This window comes from Candidatus Eisenbacteria bacterium (genome assembly GCA_013140805.1).
GTDB lineage: Bacteria > Eisenbacteria > RBG-16-71-46 > RBG-16-71-46 > RBG-16-71-46 > JABFRW01.
On record JABFRW010000102.1, the window covers coordinates 1 to 16,719 of the forward strand.

Consider the following 16,719-nt stretch of genomic DNA (forward strand, 5'->3'; position numbering starts at 1 on the left):
AACTCCCGGTCGCGGAGGTCCTCGCGCGCAGCGGCGTACCGCTCGATCAGGCGCTCGTGGTTCTGCCGGCGGTGACGCTCGACGCGGCGGGGGTCGCGGCGATCGGGGTCGGTGGCCGTCCGGCGGTCGACCCGGGCGAAGCGCCGCTCGCCGCGGGGCCTCGTTCGGTGGTGTTTCGAGACTCCGCCGGACGCGCACTTGCGCTCGGCGAGCTGACGTGCGACCCGGCCGCATCCGGGTCTGTGACGGCGCATCCGCAGGTGGTGTTCCCGTGGGCGGTGCGGGTCGGTGGCGGTGCCGCCTCGCGCGCGCATGCCGCGGACCCGGTGCGAACCGCGGAGCCGGAGGTGCGATGAGCGTTCCGCGGTCGGAGACGCTGCGCCGCGTCGTTTCGATCGGCGTGTTCGACGGGCTGCACCTCGGACATCGCGCGATTCTCGAGCGCGCGCGCGCGCGCGCCGATGCGGCTGGCTGCGAAGTCGTGGTGGTGAGCTTCGACCCGCACCCCGACGTGGTGCTGGCCAGGGATGCGTTCCGACTCGCCGCCCCATTGACCCCGATCGGCGAGAAGCGCCGCCGGCTCGCGGAACTCGGCATCGCACGCCTCGACCTGATCGCGTTCACGCGCGAGCTCGCCGCACTCGAGCCCGAGGTGTTCGTCGAGCGTCACCTGGTGGTGCCGCACGCGCCGCGTGCGATCGTGGTCGGCGCCGGTTTCGCGCTGGGGCGCGCGCGCAGCGGCGATGTGCCGCGGCTGCAAGCGATCGGCGCCGCGCACGACTTCGAAGTCGAGGCGGTCCCGCTGGTTGCGATCGGTGGCGCCGCGGTCAGCAGCACGCGCATCCGTGCGCTGCTCGCCGAGGGCCGGGTCGCGGAGCTGCCCGCGCTGCTCGGGCGGACCTACGCGCTCGAAGGACGCGTGGTGGGTGGCGATGCGATCGGCCGCACGATCGGCTGGCCGACTGCGAACCTGCGCCTTCACGAGGAGAAGTTGCTGCCGCGTGACGGGATCTACGCCGCGCGGGTCGGGATCGGCGACGAGCCGGTGACGCGTCCGGCCGCGGTGAGCGTCGGGGTGCGTCCGACGTTCGACGGCAAGAGTCGCACGATCGAGGCGCACCTGATCGACTTCGAAGGCGAGCTGCCGGGGCGCGAGATGCGCCTTGCGTTCGTCGACTGGCTGCGCCCCGAACTCAAGTTCGAGAGCCCTGTCGCACTCGCGGGCGCCATCCAGGCCGATGTCGAGGAGTGCCGGGCCCGGCTCGCTCGTGCGCCGCAGGCCGGGGTCTAGCGCGACCCGGAACGCTGGTTCGGGGGCCCCCATCGTGTTACCTTGCCCCGTCCTACCGACCGATGGGCGGTTGCCCTGACGCTCGACCACCCGGGAGCTGACCCGGTGGCTTGGGCTCCGACACACCACTCCGAACCCTGGAGGTACCCACTGTGACGCTCTCCAAGGAGCAGAAGCAGGGGATCATCAGCAAGTTCAAGATTCACGAAGGGGACTCGGGTTCACCCGAGGTCCAGATCGCTCTCCTCACCGAGAAGATCCAGTACCTCACCGAGCACTTCAAGACCCACAAGCGCGACCACGCCTCACGGCGCGGACTGTTGCGCATGGTCGGGCAGCGTCGTCGCTTGCTCGACTACCTCAAGGCCACCAAGGTCGATCGCTATCGCAAGGTGGTGAAGGATCTCGGACTGCGTCGTTAAGCGGTGAGCGGCGAGGCGCGACGCGCCTCTGCCATTCCAAAGCTCGACGCATTCCTCGGACGCGGGGCACCCCCGGCGGGTGCCGCGTCCAACACCCTCGCGGGAGGGGTGACTCCCGCCCACTGGATCGGCCGGACGTGTGGCCATCGAGTGCTCACGGGGTCGGCGCGTGCCGTGCCCTGCAGGCCAAAAGGAAGAAACCCCAAGATGGAACAGAAGGTAACGCTCGACCTGGGCGGCCGGGAGCTGATCATCAGCACCGGCAAGATGGCCAAACTCGCGGGCGGCTCCGCCCTCGTGCAGTTCGGCGGAACATATGTGCTGGTGGCGGCGAGCGCCGCCAAGTCGCCGACGCTCGGTCGCGACTTCGTGCCGCTGACCGTCGACTATCGCGAGCGTACGTACGCTGCGGGTCGCATTCCGGGCGGCTTCTTCAAGCGTGAAGGCCGACCGACCGAAAAGGAAGTCTTGAGCTCGCGGCTGATCGATCGTCCGATCCGACCGCTGTTCGAGAAGCAGTTCCCCTACGAGACCCAGATCATGGCGACGGTGATCTCGTCGGATCAGGAAAATGATGCCGATGTGCTGGCGCTGGTGGGTGCCTCAGCGGCGATGTGCCTGTCGGACATTCCGTTTCCGGAGCCGATCGGCGGCGTGCGGGTTGCGCGCATCAACGGTGAGCTGGTCGTCAATCCGACCGTGTCGCAGCTCGAAGAGAGCGACATGGACGTGATCGTCGCCGGCACCGCGACCGACATCATCATGGTCGAAGGCGGCACGCGCGAGATCAGCGAGACCGAGCTGCTCGACGCGCTCGACTTCGCGATGACGCACATCCGTCGCCTGGTCGAGATCCAGCGCGAGCTGATCGGACGTTCGGGCAAGGGCAAGCGTCCGCTGCTCGCCGGTCCGGACCTCGGCGAAATGAAGCAGGCTCTCGAGGCCTACCGTTCGCGACTGCGCGACGCGATTCGGATTCCGGGCAAGGAGCAGCGCCAGGAAGAAGTGGATCGCCTCACGAAGGAGGCGGTCGGCGCACACGCCGAGCGTTTCGGCGAGCTGGCGCCGTTCATCGGCAAGCTGCTGCACGAGATCGAGCGCGACGAACTTCGCCGCACGGTGCTGAACGACAAGCTGCGCGCCGACGGCCGCGGTCCGGATCAGATCCGCCCGGTGACGGTCGAGGTGGGCGTGCTCCCGCGCACCCACGGCTCATGCCTGTTCACGCGCGGCGAGACGCAGGCGCTCGCGGTCGCCACACTCGGCACCAAGAGCGACGAGCAGCGGGTCGAGGAGCTCGAAGGACAGTCGTGGAAGTCGTACATGCTGCACTACAACTTCCCGCCGTTCTCGGTCGGTGAAGTGCGTCCGATCCGCGGTCCGGGCCGGCGCGAGATCGGTCATGGTGCGCTCGCCGAGCGCGCGATCGAGCCGGTGATCCCGGCCGACACCAGCTTCCCCTACACGATTCGGCTGGTCAGCGACATCCTCGAGTCGAACGGCTCGTCGTCGATGGCTACGGTGTGCGGCTCCTCGATGGCCCTGATGGACGCGGGCGTGCCGATCAAGGCACCGGTCGCGGGCATCGCGATGGGTCTCATCAAGGAAGGCGACGCGGTCGAAGTGCTGACCGACATCCTCGGCGTCGAGGATCATCTCGGCGACATGGACTTCAAGGTGTGCGGCACGCGTGACGGCATCACCGCGTTCCAGATGGACACCAAGATCGGCGGCGTCTCACGCCAGGTCATGGCGGACGCGCTCGAGCGGGCCCGCAAGGGCCGGCTTCACATCCTCGGCATCATGGACGCGGCGCTGGCCGCTCCGCGCACCGAGATGTCGCCGTTCGCACCGCGCATCACGATCATCAACATCCACCCCGACAAGATCCGCGAAGTCATCGGACCCGGCGGCAAGGTGATCAAGAAGATCACCGAAGAAACCGGCGCCCAGATCGACATCGACGACTCGGGTGAGGTGCGCATCGCCGCGGTCAACCTCGAGGGCGGACGCCGTGCCGAGGAACTGATCCGTGGCATCGCGCAGGATCCCGAAGTGGGAGCGGTCTACCAGGGCAAGGTTCGCAGCGTGGTCACGTTCGGAGCGTTCGTCGAGATCGTTCCGGGCCGCGACGGACTGCTGCACATCTCCGAGATCGAGCACCACCGCCTGGCGCGTACCGAGGACGTCCTCAACGTGGGCGACATGGTGATGGTCAAGGTGATCGGCGTCGACAAGGAGGGCAAGATCAAGCTCTCCCGCAAGGCGCTCCTGCCGGAGCCCGAGGGTGGCGTGCCGGCCGGCGCTGCGTCGAGCTCAGGCAGCGGTTACGGTGGCGGCGGAGATCGCGACCGGGACCGTGGACGCGATCGCGGACGTCGTCGCTAGTCTCGAATCGCTTCGAGTAACGGAGGCGCGCCCCGCCCAGGGGCGCGCCTTTTCCGTTGCGGGAGGCGCCTCAGGGGCGGCGGAACAACAGCTCGTTGCAGGCGTTGCCCTCCCAGTTGACCAGTCGCTCGAGTTCGAAGCCGGCGCGCGAGTGCACGTGCTGGAAGATCTCTCCCGAGGTCGCATATTCGTACGGGAATCCACCGAGCCAGTCGCGGACGTCGTGCATGAACTCCATGCCGCGGCGGCCGGCGCCCTCGCGATCGAGAAACGGCGAGATCGGATTTCGCAATGTGACGAGGCGCGTGAGCACGAAGTTCGCGACGTAGCCGGCTTCCATCAAGCGCCGCACCACGGCGGGGCCACGCGTGTAGGTTCGCTTCAGGTGCCACCACATGCGCGAGCTGTCGGGGAAGCGCTCGACTTTGTTGTAGATCGAGATCGCAAAGCGCCCGCCGGGAAGCACCCGCGTCGCCGCCGCGTCGATCGCCTCCCACATGTGACCGGTGTGGTGGAGGACCCCCCACGAGTAGACCACGTCGGCCGGCTGCACCGTCGCCATGAATGCCGCGTCGAGCACCGAACCCTGGCGCACCGTCCAGCGCTCGTCGGCGACGCCGTGCGCGCACTGGAGCGACCGCGTGGCGGCGACCGAGTTCGCGTCGTAGTCGAACGATTCCACGTGCTCGGCCTCGAGCAGGTGAGCCGCGAGCGAGAACAGACCCGAGCCGCATCCGATGTCGAGCACGCGGCGTCCGCGCAGCGTCTCGACTCCGAGGAATTCACGCATCGAGGTGACGGCGTGGGCGACGCGCTGCTCATTGAGCGCGTGCTTCACGTAGCTTTGCCAGTTGGCGCCGAACTCGTAGCGCGTCTCGTCGGACATGGGGGAGGAGCTCGTTCGAGAGAGGGTGAAGGTGCGCGAAGCGACGCGCGCGAGGGCAATCATGGTAGCGCACTCGAGCGGCGCGTCGGAACCGTTCGATTGACCCTGCGCAAAGGCGACTTGTAGCATCGTTCGCACCTCGTGCGCGCCCGCGCCGCCGCGGGGCCCCGTCTGCGCTCCTTCCCACCCGAGGCGCTGCGCTTGCTCGCTCCGACCGTGGCTTCCGAGTCCCCGCTGTCCTTCGAATCGGAGGGACTTCCGCTCTATGGCGTCTACCATGCGCCGGCCGAGGCGCGCGACCGCCCGGTCGTGGTGCACGTGCACGGGCTCGGCGTCGAGCAGATCAGCACCTATCGCGCCGAGGTACTGAACGCGCGCGCGCTGGCGGCCGCCGGCGTGCCGGTGCTGCGCTTCCACGCTCGCGGTCACGGTGACTCCGCCGGCAATTTCGCGGATGTCACGATCGAGACGCTGACCCGCGACGCGAACGCCGCAGCCGACGAAGCGCGCCGGCGCTCGGGAGCGAAGCACGTGGTGTGGCTCGGAGTGCGTTTCGGCGCGCGAGTGCGGCGGCGGCGGCCAGCGCGCCGCGACGACGCCGTGGGGCTCGCGATGTGGGAGCCGCTTCATCGCGGTCCCGAGTACTTTCGAGCGATGCTGCGCGGATTGCTGTTCTCTCAGGTCGCGGCGGGGAAGAAGCCGGAGCACTCGGTCGACGAGCTGCTCGCGCGGGTCGCTGCCGGCACGGCCGTCGACGTGCACGGCTACTACCTGCATCCGGCGGTGTTCGAGTCGCTGGCCGATCGCTCGCTCGGAGAGACGCTCGCGACCTGGTCGGGACCCACGCTGCTGGTGCAGATCCAGTCGCGCGCGCGGCTGACGCCGGACCACGCTGCGCTGCTGGAGGCCGTTCAGGCGCGCGGCGCCCGGGTGCAGAGCCACGTGGTGCGCGAGGATCTCGGCTGGCACTTCACGCAAAATCCGGCGTGGGAGAGTCCGGCGCTGGTTGCCGCGACCCGGGAGTGGGTCGATGCCCTGGATTGAAACCCCCGAGCAGATCGAACGTGCCCGCGCCGAGCGTGCCGTGGTGGTGCCGACGCCGCGCGGCGAGCTGTTTGGAATCCTGACCCCGCCGGATCCGACCGTGCCACCGGCCGGCCGCTGCGCGATCCTGTTCACGCGCCCGCGCTCACACCGCAATCGCATGTGGGTCGAAGGTGCGCGGCGCCTCGCCGCGCGCGGACTCCACGCGTTTCGATTCGACTACCACGGATGTGGCGATAGTGGCGGGGACGCCTCGTACCTGGATCCCAATCGCCCCTACCGCGAGGACGCGGTGGCGGTGATTCGATTCCTGCGCGAGCACTTCGGACAGCGCCGCTTCGTAGTGTGCGGCACCTGCTTCGACGCTCGAACCGCGCTGTCCGCGTTCATGGACGAGGGCGACGCGATCGACGGGCTGGTGTTCATGGCCGCTCCCGTCATGGAGCTCAAGACCATGACGCTCGTTCACGCCGACCAGAAGGACTGGCGACATCTCGCTCGCGCGCTTCGCAACCCCGAGAACTGGCGCTCGCTCGCACGCCGCGAGCGCTGGAGCTACATGTCACGGGTGCTCGGCCGGGTGACCGGCAACAGCCTGCGCGGGGGGCACGACGAGGATGCGCTGCCGCTCGCGTCGAGCTTCCTCGAGCACTTCCGGGCGTTGGTGCGCTCGCGGGCACGCGCGCTGTTCCTGTACGGGTCCGAGGACGCAGAGTACGAATCGTTCCGGGTCGCGGAGCGCTCGGTGTTCCCGCGCCTGCGTCCCTCGGAGCGTGCGCGTTTCGAGATCGAGGTGTGGCCGGGTACCGTGCACGGTTTCCTCGAGATGCCGCGCCAGCGCGAGACCTTCGCCCGCGCACTCGGCTGGATCGAGGCGCTGGCGTCGACCCCCGACGTCCGCACCGATGCGACTGCCGCCCCGGGGACCCGCGCATGAGCGACTTGCAGTTCCAAAAGACCGTCCTGCCGAGCGGCATGACGGTGCTCAGCGAGCCGATGCCGGACCGGCGCTCGATCGCATTCGGGGCGTTCGTCCGTAGCGGTGCCCGGGACGAGCCGTCCGAGCGGCTCGGCATCACCCACTTTGTCGAACACATGATGTTCAAGGGCACCGAGCGACGCGACGCGCGCGCGATCGCGCACAGCCTCGAGTCGCTCGGCGGTCACCTGGATGCGTTCACGGCGCGCGAGCAGGTCTGCTATTACGCGAGAGCGCTGGGCGATCATCTGCCCGAGGTGGTCGACGTGGTCGCCGACATCCTGAGCCGTTCGCGATTCGCTCCGAACGACATCGAGCGCGAGAAGTCGGTGGTGTGCGAGGAGATCCTCGCCTATGACGACAATCCCGAAGAGCGCGTTCAGGACCAGCACGCCCGCCACCTGTGGGGCGAGCACGGACTGGGCCGCCCGATCCTCGGCAGCGCCGAGACGGTGCGGGCGCTCACGCGCGAAGACCTCGTGACGTTTCACGCACGACGCTATCGCGCCGATCAGCTCGTGATTTCGGGCGCCGGAGGACTCGACCACGACAGACTGTGCGCACTGGTCGAGCAGCACTTCGCCCCTCCGGGCGGCGATGCGCTGGCGTTGTCCCGGGTGCCTCCACCGTTCATACCCGCGGCGCGCCACGCGATCGAGGACGTTCAGCAGCTCTATGTGGTGTTGTCGACCCGCGGGGTGCCCGACGATCACCCTGATCGCGATCCACTGGTGGTGCTGAACACGCTGTTCGGCGGCGGCATGAGTTCTCGGCTGTTCCAGAGCGTGCGCGAGGAGGCGGGGCTCGCCTATTCAGTCTATTCGGCGCTCGAGTTCCATCGCGACTGTGGCGCCCTCGGCGTGCACATGGGGGTTTCGCCCGCGCGCGGACGCGAGGCGCTGGCGCGTGTGCGCACCGAGCTTTCGAAGCTGGCCGAGGCCGGACCCGAGTTCGCTGAATTCGAGGCCGCGAAGAGTCAGATCCGCGGCAGCATCTTGCTCGATCACGAAAGCGTTTCGTCGCGCATGTTCCATCTCGCAGGTGAAGAAATCCTGCGCGGACGCTATACGCCGACCGATGAGCTGGTCGAACGCGTGCTCGCCGTCACGTTCGAACAGGTGCGCGACGTCGCGCGCCGCTACCTGATTCCCGAGAGCTGGGCGCTCACCGCGCTGGGGCCCGCGACGCATGGCGAACTCGGTGCGAGCGACTGGCCGATCGCCGCGCGAGTCGAGAGCTCGTGACCGCTCGCCCGCCGCTCGCAAGCAGCTTTCGTCCCGGTGAGGGGCGAGTCTCCAAGTGGCGTGAGGTGGCGCGACGGCTGCGTACCGGCTACCGGGAGGGATGGCGGCGACACGGTGCGGGGGACGGGCTCACGATGGGCGTGGTGCTCGCGGTGCTCGGCGGCGCCGCGTATCGGGGGCGCGGGATCTACTACTTCCTCGACTTCCGTGACGGCGGCCGTCGCTACGCCGGACTGCTCACGCTGCTGAGCGGGTTCTGCCTGCTGATCTACGCGTGGTCGCCGTTCCTGGTGTGGCGGCGGCTCCGCCGCGCCCGGGTGCGCGGGCTCGAACCGGCGGCGTGGCTCCTCGGTGCTCTGATCGGCGTATTTCTGGCATTCGACGAAACCGTGCAGCTCCACGATTCAGGAGCGCGCGTGCTCGGCCGGCTCGGCGTGCCCGAGCTGTTCGGGATGCTGGATCGTGACCTCTACATCTTCGGTGCCTATGCGGTGACCGCGATCCTCGGCGCATGGCTGGCGAGACGTCGACTGCTCGCGCATTTGCACGTGCTGCTGCCGGGGACGCGCGCGATCGTGTGTCTCCTGATCTCGCAACTCTCCGATCTCGCGCCCTGGGACACGCTGGGCGAGGCGACACGGCAGTGGCTCGGCACGTTGGAGGAAGGCACGAAGTGCTTCGGAACGTTCTGTCTCGCGCTGTTCGGCTTCGGGCTCTCGGAGTCGGTGGCGAGCGACCCCGACGGCGAGGCCACGCCGTCGTGAGCGCGTTCGAGCCGTGCGGCTTTCGTTGACGCCGAACGCTCTCACCGGCCCCGGGCCGCCGCACGTCGCACGCGCGCTGCTGCCGCTCTCGACCACGCTCCTGGTGCTCGGGGTCGCGCTGGGCGCGCGATGGGTGTGGGGGATGCTCTACGGCCCGGTGATCGAGGGCGATGCGTTCACGTACCTGAAAGTCGCCGAGCGCATCGCGACCGGCCGCCTGCACGAAGACGACGGCGGTCGCCCGCCCGTCTATCCGCTGTTCCTGCTGATGCTCGGCCTGCGGCCATTGCTGGTGCAGGCGGTGCAAGGACTGTTGGGAGCGGCGACCGCGTGGCTCGTGAGTGTGATGGTCTGGCGTGGCACGTGCAGCGTTCGGATCGCAACCCTCGCGGGAGTGACTCAGGCGCTGCTTCCGGACTTCCTGGCGTTCGAGGCGATTCTCGTGACGGAGTCGCTGGCGTGCTTTCAGGTGACGCTGGCGGCGCTGCTGCTCTGCATGCTGCGCGAACGGCCGACCGCCAGACGAGCCGTCGCGTTGTCGGTGGTGCTTTCGACGGCTGCGCTCAACAAGACGTTTCTGATCTTTCTGATCCCGCTCGCCCTGATCGCGATGGCATGGACGCTGCCCGCTCCGGCGGGGCCCGTTCGGCGAGCGGGTGGTTCCCTGGCGGTCGCCTTCGTGGTTCCGGCGTTGCTGCTGGTGGGCTCATGGTGCGCCTGGCAATGGCGCGCCTACGGCGAGTTCGGACCTTCGACGATGACGGGTTTCCGGCTAAGCCAGCACGTCGGCGGACGCATGGAGCTGGCGCCGGATCGCTTCGCCACGTTGCGCGATATCTACCTGAAGCACCGACTCGCGGTCAGAGCCGAAACCGGCTCGCACATCAATACGATCTGGGCCGCGATCCCGGAGATGCAGCGGGCGACGGGGCTTTCTTACGCACGTACCGCGCAGGAGGTCCAGACGATGTCGGTCGTGGTGTTGCGTGCCGATCCCGGGTATTACCTCCGCAGTGTGGCGAAGGGATGGGCGTACTCGTGGTCGCGTCCGATGTACCTCAAGGAGGCGTACGTTCACTCGTCGGCCGCGCTGCCGCTGCTTCGCGCGGTGACGCGATCGGCCCGCCTGTTCGAGCTCAGCCTCAATGCGGCATTCCTGGCCTGCTCGCTCGCGCTGCTGTTCCCGGGACTGCGCCGCCGCGTGGACCCGGCAGCGCAGTTGCCTTTGCTCGCTTGCCTGGTGGTGGCCGGCACCCTGGTCGCAGCGATCGGAGAGATCTCAGACAACGGCAAGTTCGCGTTGCCGTTCCTTCCCATCGCGCTGGTCGTTGTCGCCGTATACGGCGGCGCGTCGTGGAATGCGCGCCGATCGCGCTAGTAGCTGAGCTTCGCCGTCGCGAGTCGGCTGCCCGCTTCCCGCAGGCGCTCCTCGGTCTCGCACAGGGAAATGCGAACGTAGCCCTCGCCCGACTTTCCGAAGCCGGTCCCGGGCGTGAGCACGACGCCGGTCTTCTCGAGCACCTCCGCCGCGAATGCGACCGCGTTCGCGCTCGAGCGCGCAATCGGCAGCCACACGTAGATCGTGGCGCGGGGCGTTTCGACCGGGTAGCCGAGCGGGCGGATCGACTCGAGGAACGCGTCCCGGCGCTTGCGATACATCTCCGAGACCTCGATCGTATAGGCGTCGCCATGATCGAGCACCGCGATCGCCGCACGCTGGATCGCCATGAACACGCCGTAGTCCATGTTCGATTTGAGGCGCGCCATGCGGGCGAGAGCCTCGGGGTGCCCGACCGCCATGCCGACCCGCCAGCCCTGCATCGAGTAGGACTTCGAGAACGAGTGGAACTCGACCGTGCGTTCCTTGTCGCGATCGAACTCGAGGAACGAGCGAGCGCGGTACGAGGGATCGAGGGACAGGTCCGCGTAGGCGATGTCCGAGATCACGAACAGGTCGTAGTCGCGAGCGAACTTCAGCACGTCGCGGTAGAGCGACTCCGTCTCTGTCCCGGCGGTCGGATTGTTCGGATAATTGATCGCGATCAGCTTGGCGCGCTTCGCATCTTCGACCGCGATCGAAGCGAGATCCGGTCGCCAGCCGAGTTTCGCCTGCAATGGCACCTCGACGACGCGCGCCTGCAGAATCGCGGCCTGGCCGAGATACGCGGGATAGCACGGCGTGCAGAGCAGCACGGTGTCATCGGGATTGACGTGGGCGAGCAGGAACTTGGAGATCCCCTCCTTCGAACCGATCAGCGCCATCGCCTCGCTCGCCGGGTCGACTCGCACGCCGAAGCGCCGGTCGTAGTAACGTGCGACGGCGGCGCGAAACTCGGGCAGCCCGTTGAAGGAAGGATAGCGATGGTTCTGGACCATCGGGTCCCTCAACGCGGTCTCGAGTGCCTCGATTGCGATCTGCGGCGGGCGCACGTCGGGATTGCCAACGCCCAAATCGATGACATCGACGCCCGCTTTCAGCTTCTCGTCGCGGGCTTGCAGCACCGTAGCGAGCGCATAGGGGGGCAGGTTCTGAAAACGTGCAGCCGGCTCAAGCTTCGGTTTGACAGGCGATTGGCTCGATGACATGGTCCCTTTCGATCGTGTCGGCCGCACGGCACCGCTCTTGCGAAGGTCTCAAGTAATGGATCGCGCCACGCATTCTAGGGAGGTTCCGGCTCGTCGGCCAGCCGGGCACCGGCGCACCCCTTCGGCGGTGTTGCGGGTGCTGCTCATCCTCGCCCTGGTCATGGTCCCGCCGACTTCGCGAGCGGCGGACTCCGACGCCGACTCCTCCGACGCCGAACTTCCGCGCCCCGGTTCGCTTCCGGGCACCGGCGAAGTCCTGCCGGCGGTTCCCACTCCGTTTCGCGTCGGCGAGTCGCTCAAGTTCTCGGTCCAGTACGGCTTCATCAAGGCCGGCACGGCGTGGCTCGAGGTGCCGTCGATTCGCGATCAGGCCGGCCGGCCGGCGTTTCAGCTGGTTGCGCGCGCCGAGTCGAACGGCTTTTTCAGCCGCTTCTACAAGGTGCGCAATCGCATCGAGTCGGTGTGGGATTCGACCGGACACTTCAGCTATCGCTACTCGGAGCAGCGTCGCGAGGGCGGTCATCGCGCCAGCAATGCGATTGCGTTCGACTACGCAAAGCAACAGGCGGTCTACCAGGACGGACAGACCTTCCCGATCCCTCCCGAAGTCCAGGACGCGCTGTCCTCGTTCTACTACACGCGCACCCAGCCACTGCCGCTCGGCGGGAGCCTGTTCTTCGACTACCACGCAAGCCGTAAGAGCGTGCCGATGGAGGTGAGAGTCATCGGGCGCGAGCGGGTCAAGACGCCGGCGGGCGAGTTCGATTGCATCGCGATCGAACCGCTGCTCAAGGCCGGCGGCATCTTCAAGAACAAGGGACGACTCGTGATCTGGATCACCGATGACGAGCGGCGCATGCCGGTCCTGATGCGCAGCAAGGTCACGGTCGGATCGATCAGCGTGGTGCTCGTGGACATGCGAACCGGCGCCTGAGTCGCGGACCCTGGCCCCATGCGGGCATGGGGATTGCGGTCCTGGGATGGGCAGGACCCATCGAATCGTGAGCGTTGACAGCCTTCCGACCGCCTGCCTATACTTCAACCCGCTTCGTCGCCATGAGTTGCGGCGACCTGTCGATCGCGGGCGGAGGACGGCCTACACGCATCTTGGTACTGCTTCGGTGGGGTCTATGAGCATTCTGACCCTACTGGTGGGGAACGAACCGGGGGAGTGACCCCGTCGTCAGCCCCGACGCGACCGGCGCATCGGCCCTCCCCCGGGGCGCGGTACCGGCGCGAGATGCCATCAGGCCATCCACGCACGGAGTTGCATTGACCGCGATTCGATCCCCGCGTGCATTCGCGCTGCTGTTGTCGCTTACGTTGCTGCTCGGTGCCGCGCCGTCGTGGGCGGTACTTCCGGATCCGCCGGCCGATACCGCCGGGACCGATTGGAGCCGCGCGCCCGAGTATCGAATCGTGCCCGGCGACATCCTCACGCTCAATTTCGGTCCGACCGAACTGGTCTACACCGACAAGACGCGGTTGCTGCGCGTGCGACCCGACGGGCGCATTTCGGTCTATCCGGTCGGCGACGTGGTGGCCGCCGGACGTTCGCCGCGCGAACTCGAAGCCTCGCTTCGCGACCTGTTGTCGGCCGAACTCAAGCAGCCGCGAGTCACCGTCGAGGTCACCGAGCTGGCGGGCAACCTCGTGCACGTGCTGGGGCGCGTGAAACGCGCCGGCTCGCTGCCGGTCACCCCGTTCATGACGGTGCTTCAGGCGATCACGGGCGCCGGCGGCTTCGAGGATGACGCGGCCCGCAACAGCATTCTGGTCATGCGCCGAGACGGAGCTTCGACCGTCCGCGTCGCGCGTCTCAAGTTCGACTCGGCGATGCGGCGCGGCGATTTCAACGCCGACCCCATGCTGTCGCGATTCGACATCGTGTACGTGCCGCGTTCCTCGATCGGCAACATCAACATCTTCGTCAAGCAGTTCTTCGGCGAGCAGGCGGCGCTGCTGACCACGGCCCTCACCGGCTGGGAGCTGTTCCATATCGACCGCCTGTATCCGAACATCGTGCGGGTGGAGACCAGCAATTGAACGCGCAGACTTCATTGCCGGCTGCCGGGGTCGCTCGCAGCGCCACCGCGCGCGAGTTCCTCGCGGTCGTGTTCCGCCGCAAGTGGATCATCATCGGACTGTTCGTGGTCGCGAGCGTGACCGTGTTGTCGGTCGCTTTCACGACCCGCACCTCGTACCAGTCGTTCGGTGAGGTCCTCATCAAGCGCGGCGAACAGGAGAGCCTGCTCCAGCCGAATCGCCGCATGTCGGGCTGGGAGGAAGAGCTGGCGAGCGAGATCGAGGTGGTGCGCAGCGCCCCGGTCCAGATGCGAGCACAGCAGTTGCTCGATCAGCAGGCCTCGGAGGGACTGCCCCGCATCGATCTGGGCTCCGGCAGCGTCGGCGCCGAGGTGAAGGGCGAGAGCAACGTCATCCTGATCGGCTACGTGCATTCCGATCCCAAGATCGCCGAACGCGCGTGCAACGCGGTCGTCACCGCCTATGTCGAACATCGGCTCAAGACCCTCAACCTCGCCTATCCGAAGGAATTCTTCGACGCCGAGGTCAAGAAGGTCACCGAGGATCTCGACCGCTACGAGACCCTGCGCCGCAACTTCGCGCGCGGCAGCGATGCCTATGCGATCGAGGATCAGACTCGCAATCTCGTCAGTTCGCTGCTCTCGATGCGGCAACGCCGCACCGAGATCGACGCGGATCTGCGCTCCGCGCGAAGCAATCTCGAACAGATCGAGAAGTTCGCATCGCAACCCGATCTCGATTCGCCGACCATGGGCCAGGGCGCCAACGAGCAGGTCCTGGTCGACCTCAAGCTCCGAGTGCTCGGTCAGGAAACGCGACTCGCACAGTTGCGCGAACGGTATCGTGAGGACTCGCCTGAAATCGTCAACGGGGTCGCGACGCTCGAGACGTTGAGGGGCTTCCTCCAGCGCGAGGTCCAGTCGCGTGTCGAAGTCAGCCGCGGTCAGGTGCGCTCGGTGGAGTCGCGACTCAAGCCACTGGACGACGAGATTGCTCGTGTCGAGACGTCGCTGGCGAGCATGCCGAGCAAGGAGATGACGCTGTCGGAGATCGATCGTGAGGTCGGCGTGCTGAAGGATCGCTATCGCGACCTCGTGAACCGCAGCGATCAGGCGCGGATCACCGAGCAGACCACACCGATGATCAACGTGCTGGTGCTGCACCCGCCGGGACCCGCGCGCCCGACGAACGCGCGTGACTACGTCCGGCTCGCGCTCGCTCCCGCCTTCAGTCTGTTGGTCGGAATCGGACTCGCGTTCTTCGCCGATGGGCTCGATCCGCGCGTCCGTACCCCGGGCGACCTCGAATCCACGTTGCAGCTTCCGGTGCTCGCCTCGGTCACCGAGCGGCGACGGCGGCGAGGGACGGGCAGCCACTCGGCGCGACAGGCGGTCGCCTCGTGAGCCGCATCTTCGAAGCGCTGCGAAAGGCCACGCATCTCTCGCCGGCAACGGCGCCGGCGGTCACTCCGGAGCCTCCGCGTCCGGCGACGAGCGCCGCTCGCAGCGCTGCAGCGCCGGCGCGAAGCGCCCGCGTGATCGGCGCGCTTCCACGACCGATCAGTGTTCCGGTGCGACGCCTCGACGACGGGTTGGTGCGCGAGGTCGCCCCGCTTCGGATCCATCTCGAAGCGGCGCTCACCGATCGGTCGCCCCGGGTGGTGGCATTCACGTGCTCGCAGCCCGGGGAGGGGACTTCCTCGGTCGCCGCGGACTTTGCAACCCTGATCGCGACCGAGGGTCGGCAGCGCGTGATCCTCGTCGACCTCCACGCTCGCCGGCCGATGCTCGAGACGCGATTGTTCGGTTCGGATTCGGAGTCTCGCGCTCCGCTCTCGAGCGAGGGCTCGCTTGCGCTGGTTCCGATGGATGCCGAACACCGGGCGGCCGGCTACGTGCCGTCCGACTGGGCCGAGGCGCTGATCGAATCGCTCGCGCCGCGCGCCGACTGGATCCTGCTCGACTGCCCACCGGTGCTCGAATCCCCCGAAGCCGTAGATCTCGCTGCGCTCGCCGACGGTGCGGTTCTCGTCGTGCAGGCCGGTAGCGCCAAGCGTCCGGTCATCGCCCGATCACAGGACCTGCTGCGCAAGACCGGCGCACGCCTGCTCGGGACGGTGCTCAACCGGCGTCGGCTCGAGATCCCCGCCTTCATCTACCGCCGCATCTGACGGCGCGCCGCCCGCTGCGGTGAGCCGACACCTCCCGAATCCGAACTCGATCGCGGTCATGGCCGACCGCCTCGCCGAGCTTCTCGATGAAGCGCCGCTCGCATTCCTGATCGGCGGGAGCTTCGCGCGTGGCGAAGCGGTGCGCGATGAAACGGGGAGGTCGCTCTCGGATGTCGATGCCTGGTGGGTGGCCGCGGACGAACGCTCGCGAGCGCGTGTGCTGGCGCGCTGGAGAGCCCGCCAACTCCCGATTCGAAGCGTCATGAGCGGCCTCGGTTTCGGTGCGCCGCTCGAGCTGAGCTTCGTGACTCCGGGTTCGCTCGCCGCACTGCCGGCCCGGCCGGGCACACTCGAACTGCGAGAGCTGGGAGTGGTGGTGCGCGGTGACGTGCGCGTGCTGAGTCGCATCCCGGCGTGGCGGCCGCGCGACATTTCGCACGAGGAGCGGCTGCTGCTGCTCGAGAATCGCTCCTTCGAACTGCTCGCCGCGCGCGAGGAAGTGCGCACCGACGCGACGCATGCCCGCCACCGGGTACTCAAGGTCGCGACCGAGCTTGCGACCTCGATCACGCTGCTCGCCGACGAGTTGCCGTTCGAGCTGTCGGTCCGGGTCGAGCGGGCACGCGCGCGGCTTCGAGACGATCCCCGACTCTCGGGAGCGGATGTTCCGGCACTCGAGCGATTGTGGGCGGAGGCGATCGCGTGGCGTATCGGAACTCCGAACGCTCCACGCGCGATTGACGAGCTGTGGCGCGACGCGGCACGCGGCTGGGTGGCGGTCTGGCAGGCGGTGACCGAGGCGGCGGGACTGGGACGCTTCGCGGATCCGCTTGCGCGGGTTCGTGCGCTCGCGCGGCGCGCCTCGTTGCGCCGGCGACTGCGCGCTGCGCTCGGCGGCG

At 67.9% G+C, this 16,719-nt stretch carries 16 protein-coding genes; 14 read left to right on the top strand and 2 right to left on the bottom strand.

The window, feature by feature from the left end:
• The 4 genes from HOP12_08645 to HOP12_08660 all read left to right on the top strand — a co-directional run.
• Window positions 1–356: hypothetical protein (locus HOP12_08645; protein ID NOT34221.1), on the top strand; the 356-nt coding region annotated here is incomplete at its 5' end.
• Window positions 353–1,291, top strand: coding sequence for a riboflavin biosynthesis protein RibF (ribF, locus tag HOP12_08650; protein NOT34222.1), 939 nt, complete (start codon window positions 353–355; stop codon window positions 1,289–1,291). The genes HOP12_08645 and ribF, both read left to right, overlap by 4 nt.
• A 152-nt stretch (window positions 1,292–1,443) precedes the next feature.
• Complete coding sequence (gene rpsO, locus HOP12_08655) at window positions 1,444–1,713, top strand: 30S ribosomal protein S15 (GenBank protein ID NOT34223.1); 270 nt, start codon at window positions 1,444–1,446, stop codon at window positions 1,711–1,713.
• A 207-nt stretch (window positions 1,714–1,920) separates the two neighbouring features.
• On the top strand, window positions 1,921–4,101 hold the full coding sequence (locus tag HOP12_08660; protein NOT34224.1) for a polyribonucleotide nucleotidyltransferase: 2,181 nt from the start codon (window positions 1,921–1,923) through the stop codon (window positions 4,099–4,101).
• A 70-nt stretch (window positions 4,102–4,171) separates the two neighbouring features.
• Here HOP12_08660 and HOP12_08665 read toward each other — a convergent pair whose 3' ends face one another.
• Window positions 4,172–4,987 carry a class I SAM-dependent methyltransferase gene (locus tag HOP12_08665; protein ID NOT34225.1) on the bottom strand — a complete coding sequence of 272 codons (816 nt, stop codon included), beginning with the start codon at window positions 4,985–4,987 and terminating at the stop codon, window positions 4,172–4,174.
• A 201-nt stretch (window positions 4,988–5,188) separates the two neighbouring features.
• On the opposite strand from HOP12_08665, the gene HOP12_08670 reads away from it, so the two are divergent.
• The 5 genes from HOP12_08670 to HOP12_08690 are packed head-to-tail and all read left to right on the top strand — an operon-like array spanning window position 5,189 to window position 10,396.
• Complete coding sequence (locus HOP12_08670) at window positions 5,189–6,031, top strand: hypothetical protein (protein ID NOT34226.1); 843 nt, start codon at window positions 5,189–5,191, stop codon at window positions 6,029–6,031.
• A complete protein-coding gene (locus tag HOP12_08675; GenBank protein NOT34227.1) occupies window positions 6,018–6,968 on the top strand; it encodes a hypothetical protein in 951 nt (316 codons plus the stop codon). The genes HOP12_08670 and HOP12_08675 overlap by 14 nt, the downstream gene beginning before the upstream one ends.
• The gene (locus tag HOP12_08680; protein ID NOT34228.1) at window positions 6,965–8,254 is read left to right on the top strand and encodes an insulinase family protein; all 1,290 of its coding nucleotides are present in this window, start codon (window positions 6,965–6,967) and stop codon (window positions 8,252–8,254) included. The genes HOP12_08675 and HOP12_08680 overlap by 4 nt, the downstream gene beginning before the upstream one ends.
• Window positions 8,251–9,018 (top strand): hypothetical protein, encoded by a 768-nt coding sequence (locus HOP12_08685; GenBank protein NOT34229.1) that lies wholly within the window; start codon window positions 8,251–8,253, stop codon window positions 9,016–9,018. Before HOP12_08680 ends, HOP12_08685 begins: the two co-directional genes overlap by 4 nt.
• 13 nt (window positions 9,019–9,031) lie before the next feature.
• The gene (locus tag HOP12_08690) at window positions 9,032–10,396 is read left to right on the top strand and encodes a hypothetical protein (protein ID NOT34230.1); all 1,365 of its coding nucleotides are present in this window, start codon (window positions 9,032–9,034) and stop codon (window positions 10,394–10,396) included.
• On the opposite strand, the gene HOP12_08695 is transcribed toward HOP12_08690, so the two are convergent.
• Window positions 10,393–11,604, bottom strand: a complete 1,212-nt coding sequence (locus HOP12_08695) for an aminotransferase class I/II-fold pyridoxal phosphate-dependent enzyme (protein ID NOT34231.1) — start codon at window positions 11,602–11,604, stop codon at window positions 10,393–10,395. The two genes, HOP12_08690 and HOP12_08695, sit on opposite strands and share 4 nt — an antisense overlap.
• Window positions 11,605–11,740: 136 nt before the next feature.
• Between HOP12_08695 and HOP12_08700 the strand changes: the two genes are divergently transcribed.
• The 5 genes from HOP12_08700 to HOP12_08720 all read left to right on the top strand — a co-directional run.
• Window positions 11,741–12,538, top strand: a complete 798-nt coding sequence (locus HOP12_08700; GenBank protein NOT34232.1) for a DUF3108 domain-containing protein — start codon at window positions 11,741–11,743, stop codon at window positions 12,536–12,538.
• Window positions 12,539–12,876: 338 nt separating this feature from the next.
• On the top strand, window positions 12,877–13,650 hold the full coding sequence (locus tag HOP12_08705) for a hypothetical protein (GenBank protein NOT34233.1): 774 nt from the start codon (window positions 12,877–12,879) through the stop codon (window positions 13,648–13,650).
• Entirely contained in the window at window positions 13,647–15,053 is a 1,407-nt protein-coding gene (locus HOP12_08710; GenBank protein ID NOT34234.1) for a hypothetical protein, read from the top strand. The genes HOP12_08705 and HOP12_08710 overlap by 4 nt, the downstream gene beginning before the upstream one ends.
• The gene (locus HOP12_08715) at window positions 15,050–15,820 is read left to right on the top strand and encodes a CpsD/CapB family tyrosine-protein kinase (protein ID NOT34235.1); all 771 of its coding nucleotides are present in this window, start codon (window positions 15,050–15,052) and stop codon (window positions 15,818–15,820) included. The genes HOP12_08710 and HOP12_08715 overlap by 4 nt, the downstream gene beginning before the upstream one ends.
• A 19-nt stretch (window positions 15,821–15,839) precedes the next feature.
• On the top strand, window positions 15,840–16,719 hold an 880-nt coding region (locus tag HOP12_08720; protein NOT34236.1), incomplete at its 3' end, for a hypothetical protein.

Bases quoted from the DNA above. Each gene is read 5' to 3' on its own strand.
- ribF (NOT34222.1), top strand. From the start codon at position 353: ATGAGCGTTCCGCGGTCGGAGACGCTGCGCCGCGTCGTTTCGATCGGC.
- HOP12_08660 (NOT34224.1), top strand. From the start codon at position 1,921: ATGGAACAGAAGGTAACGCTCGACCTGGGCGGCCGGGAGCTGATCATC.
- HOP12_08665 (NOT34225.1), bottom strand. From the start codon at position 4,987: ATGTCCGACGAGACGCGCTACGAGTTCGGCGCCAACTGGCAAAGCTAC.
- HOP12_08675 (NOT34227.1), top strand. From the start codon at position 6,018: ATGCCCTGGATTGAAACCCCCGAGCAGATCGAACGTGCCCGCGCCGAG.
- HOP12_08680 (NOT34228.1), top strand. From the start codon at position 6,965: ATGAGCGACTTGCAGTTCCAAAAGACCGTCCTGCCGAGCGGCATGACG.
- HOP12_08695 (NOT34231.1), bottom strand. From the start codon at position 11,604: ATGTCATCGAGCCAATCGCCTGTCAAACCGAAGCTTGAGCCGGCTGCA.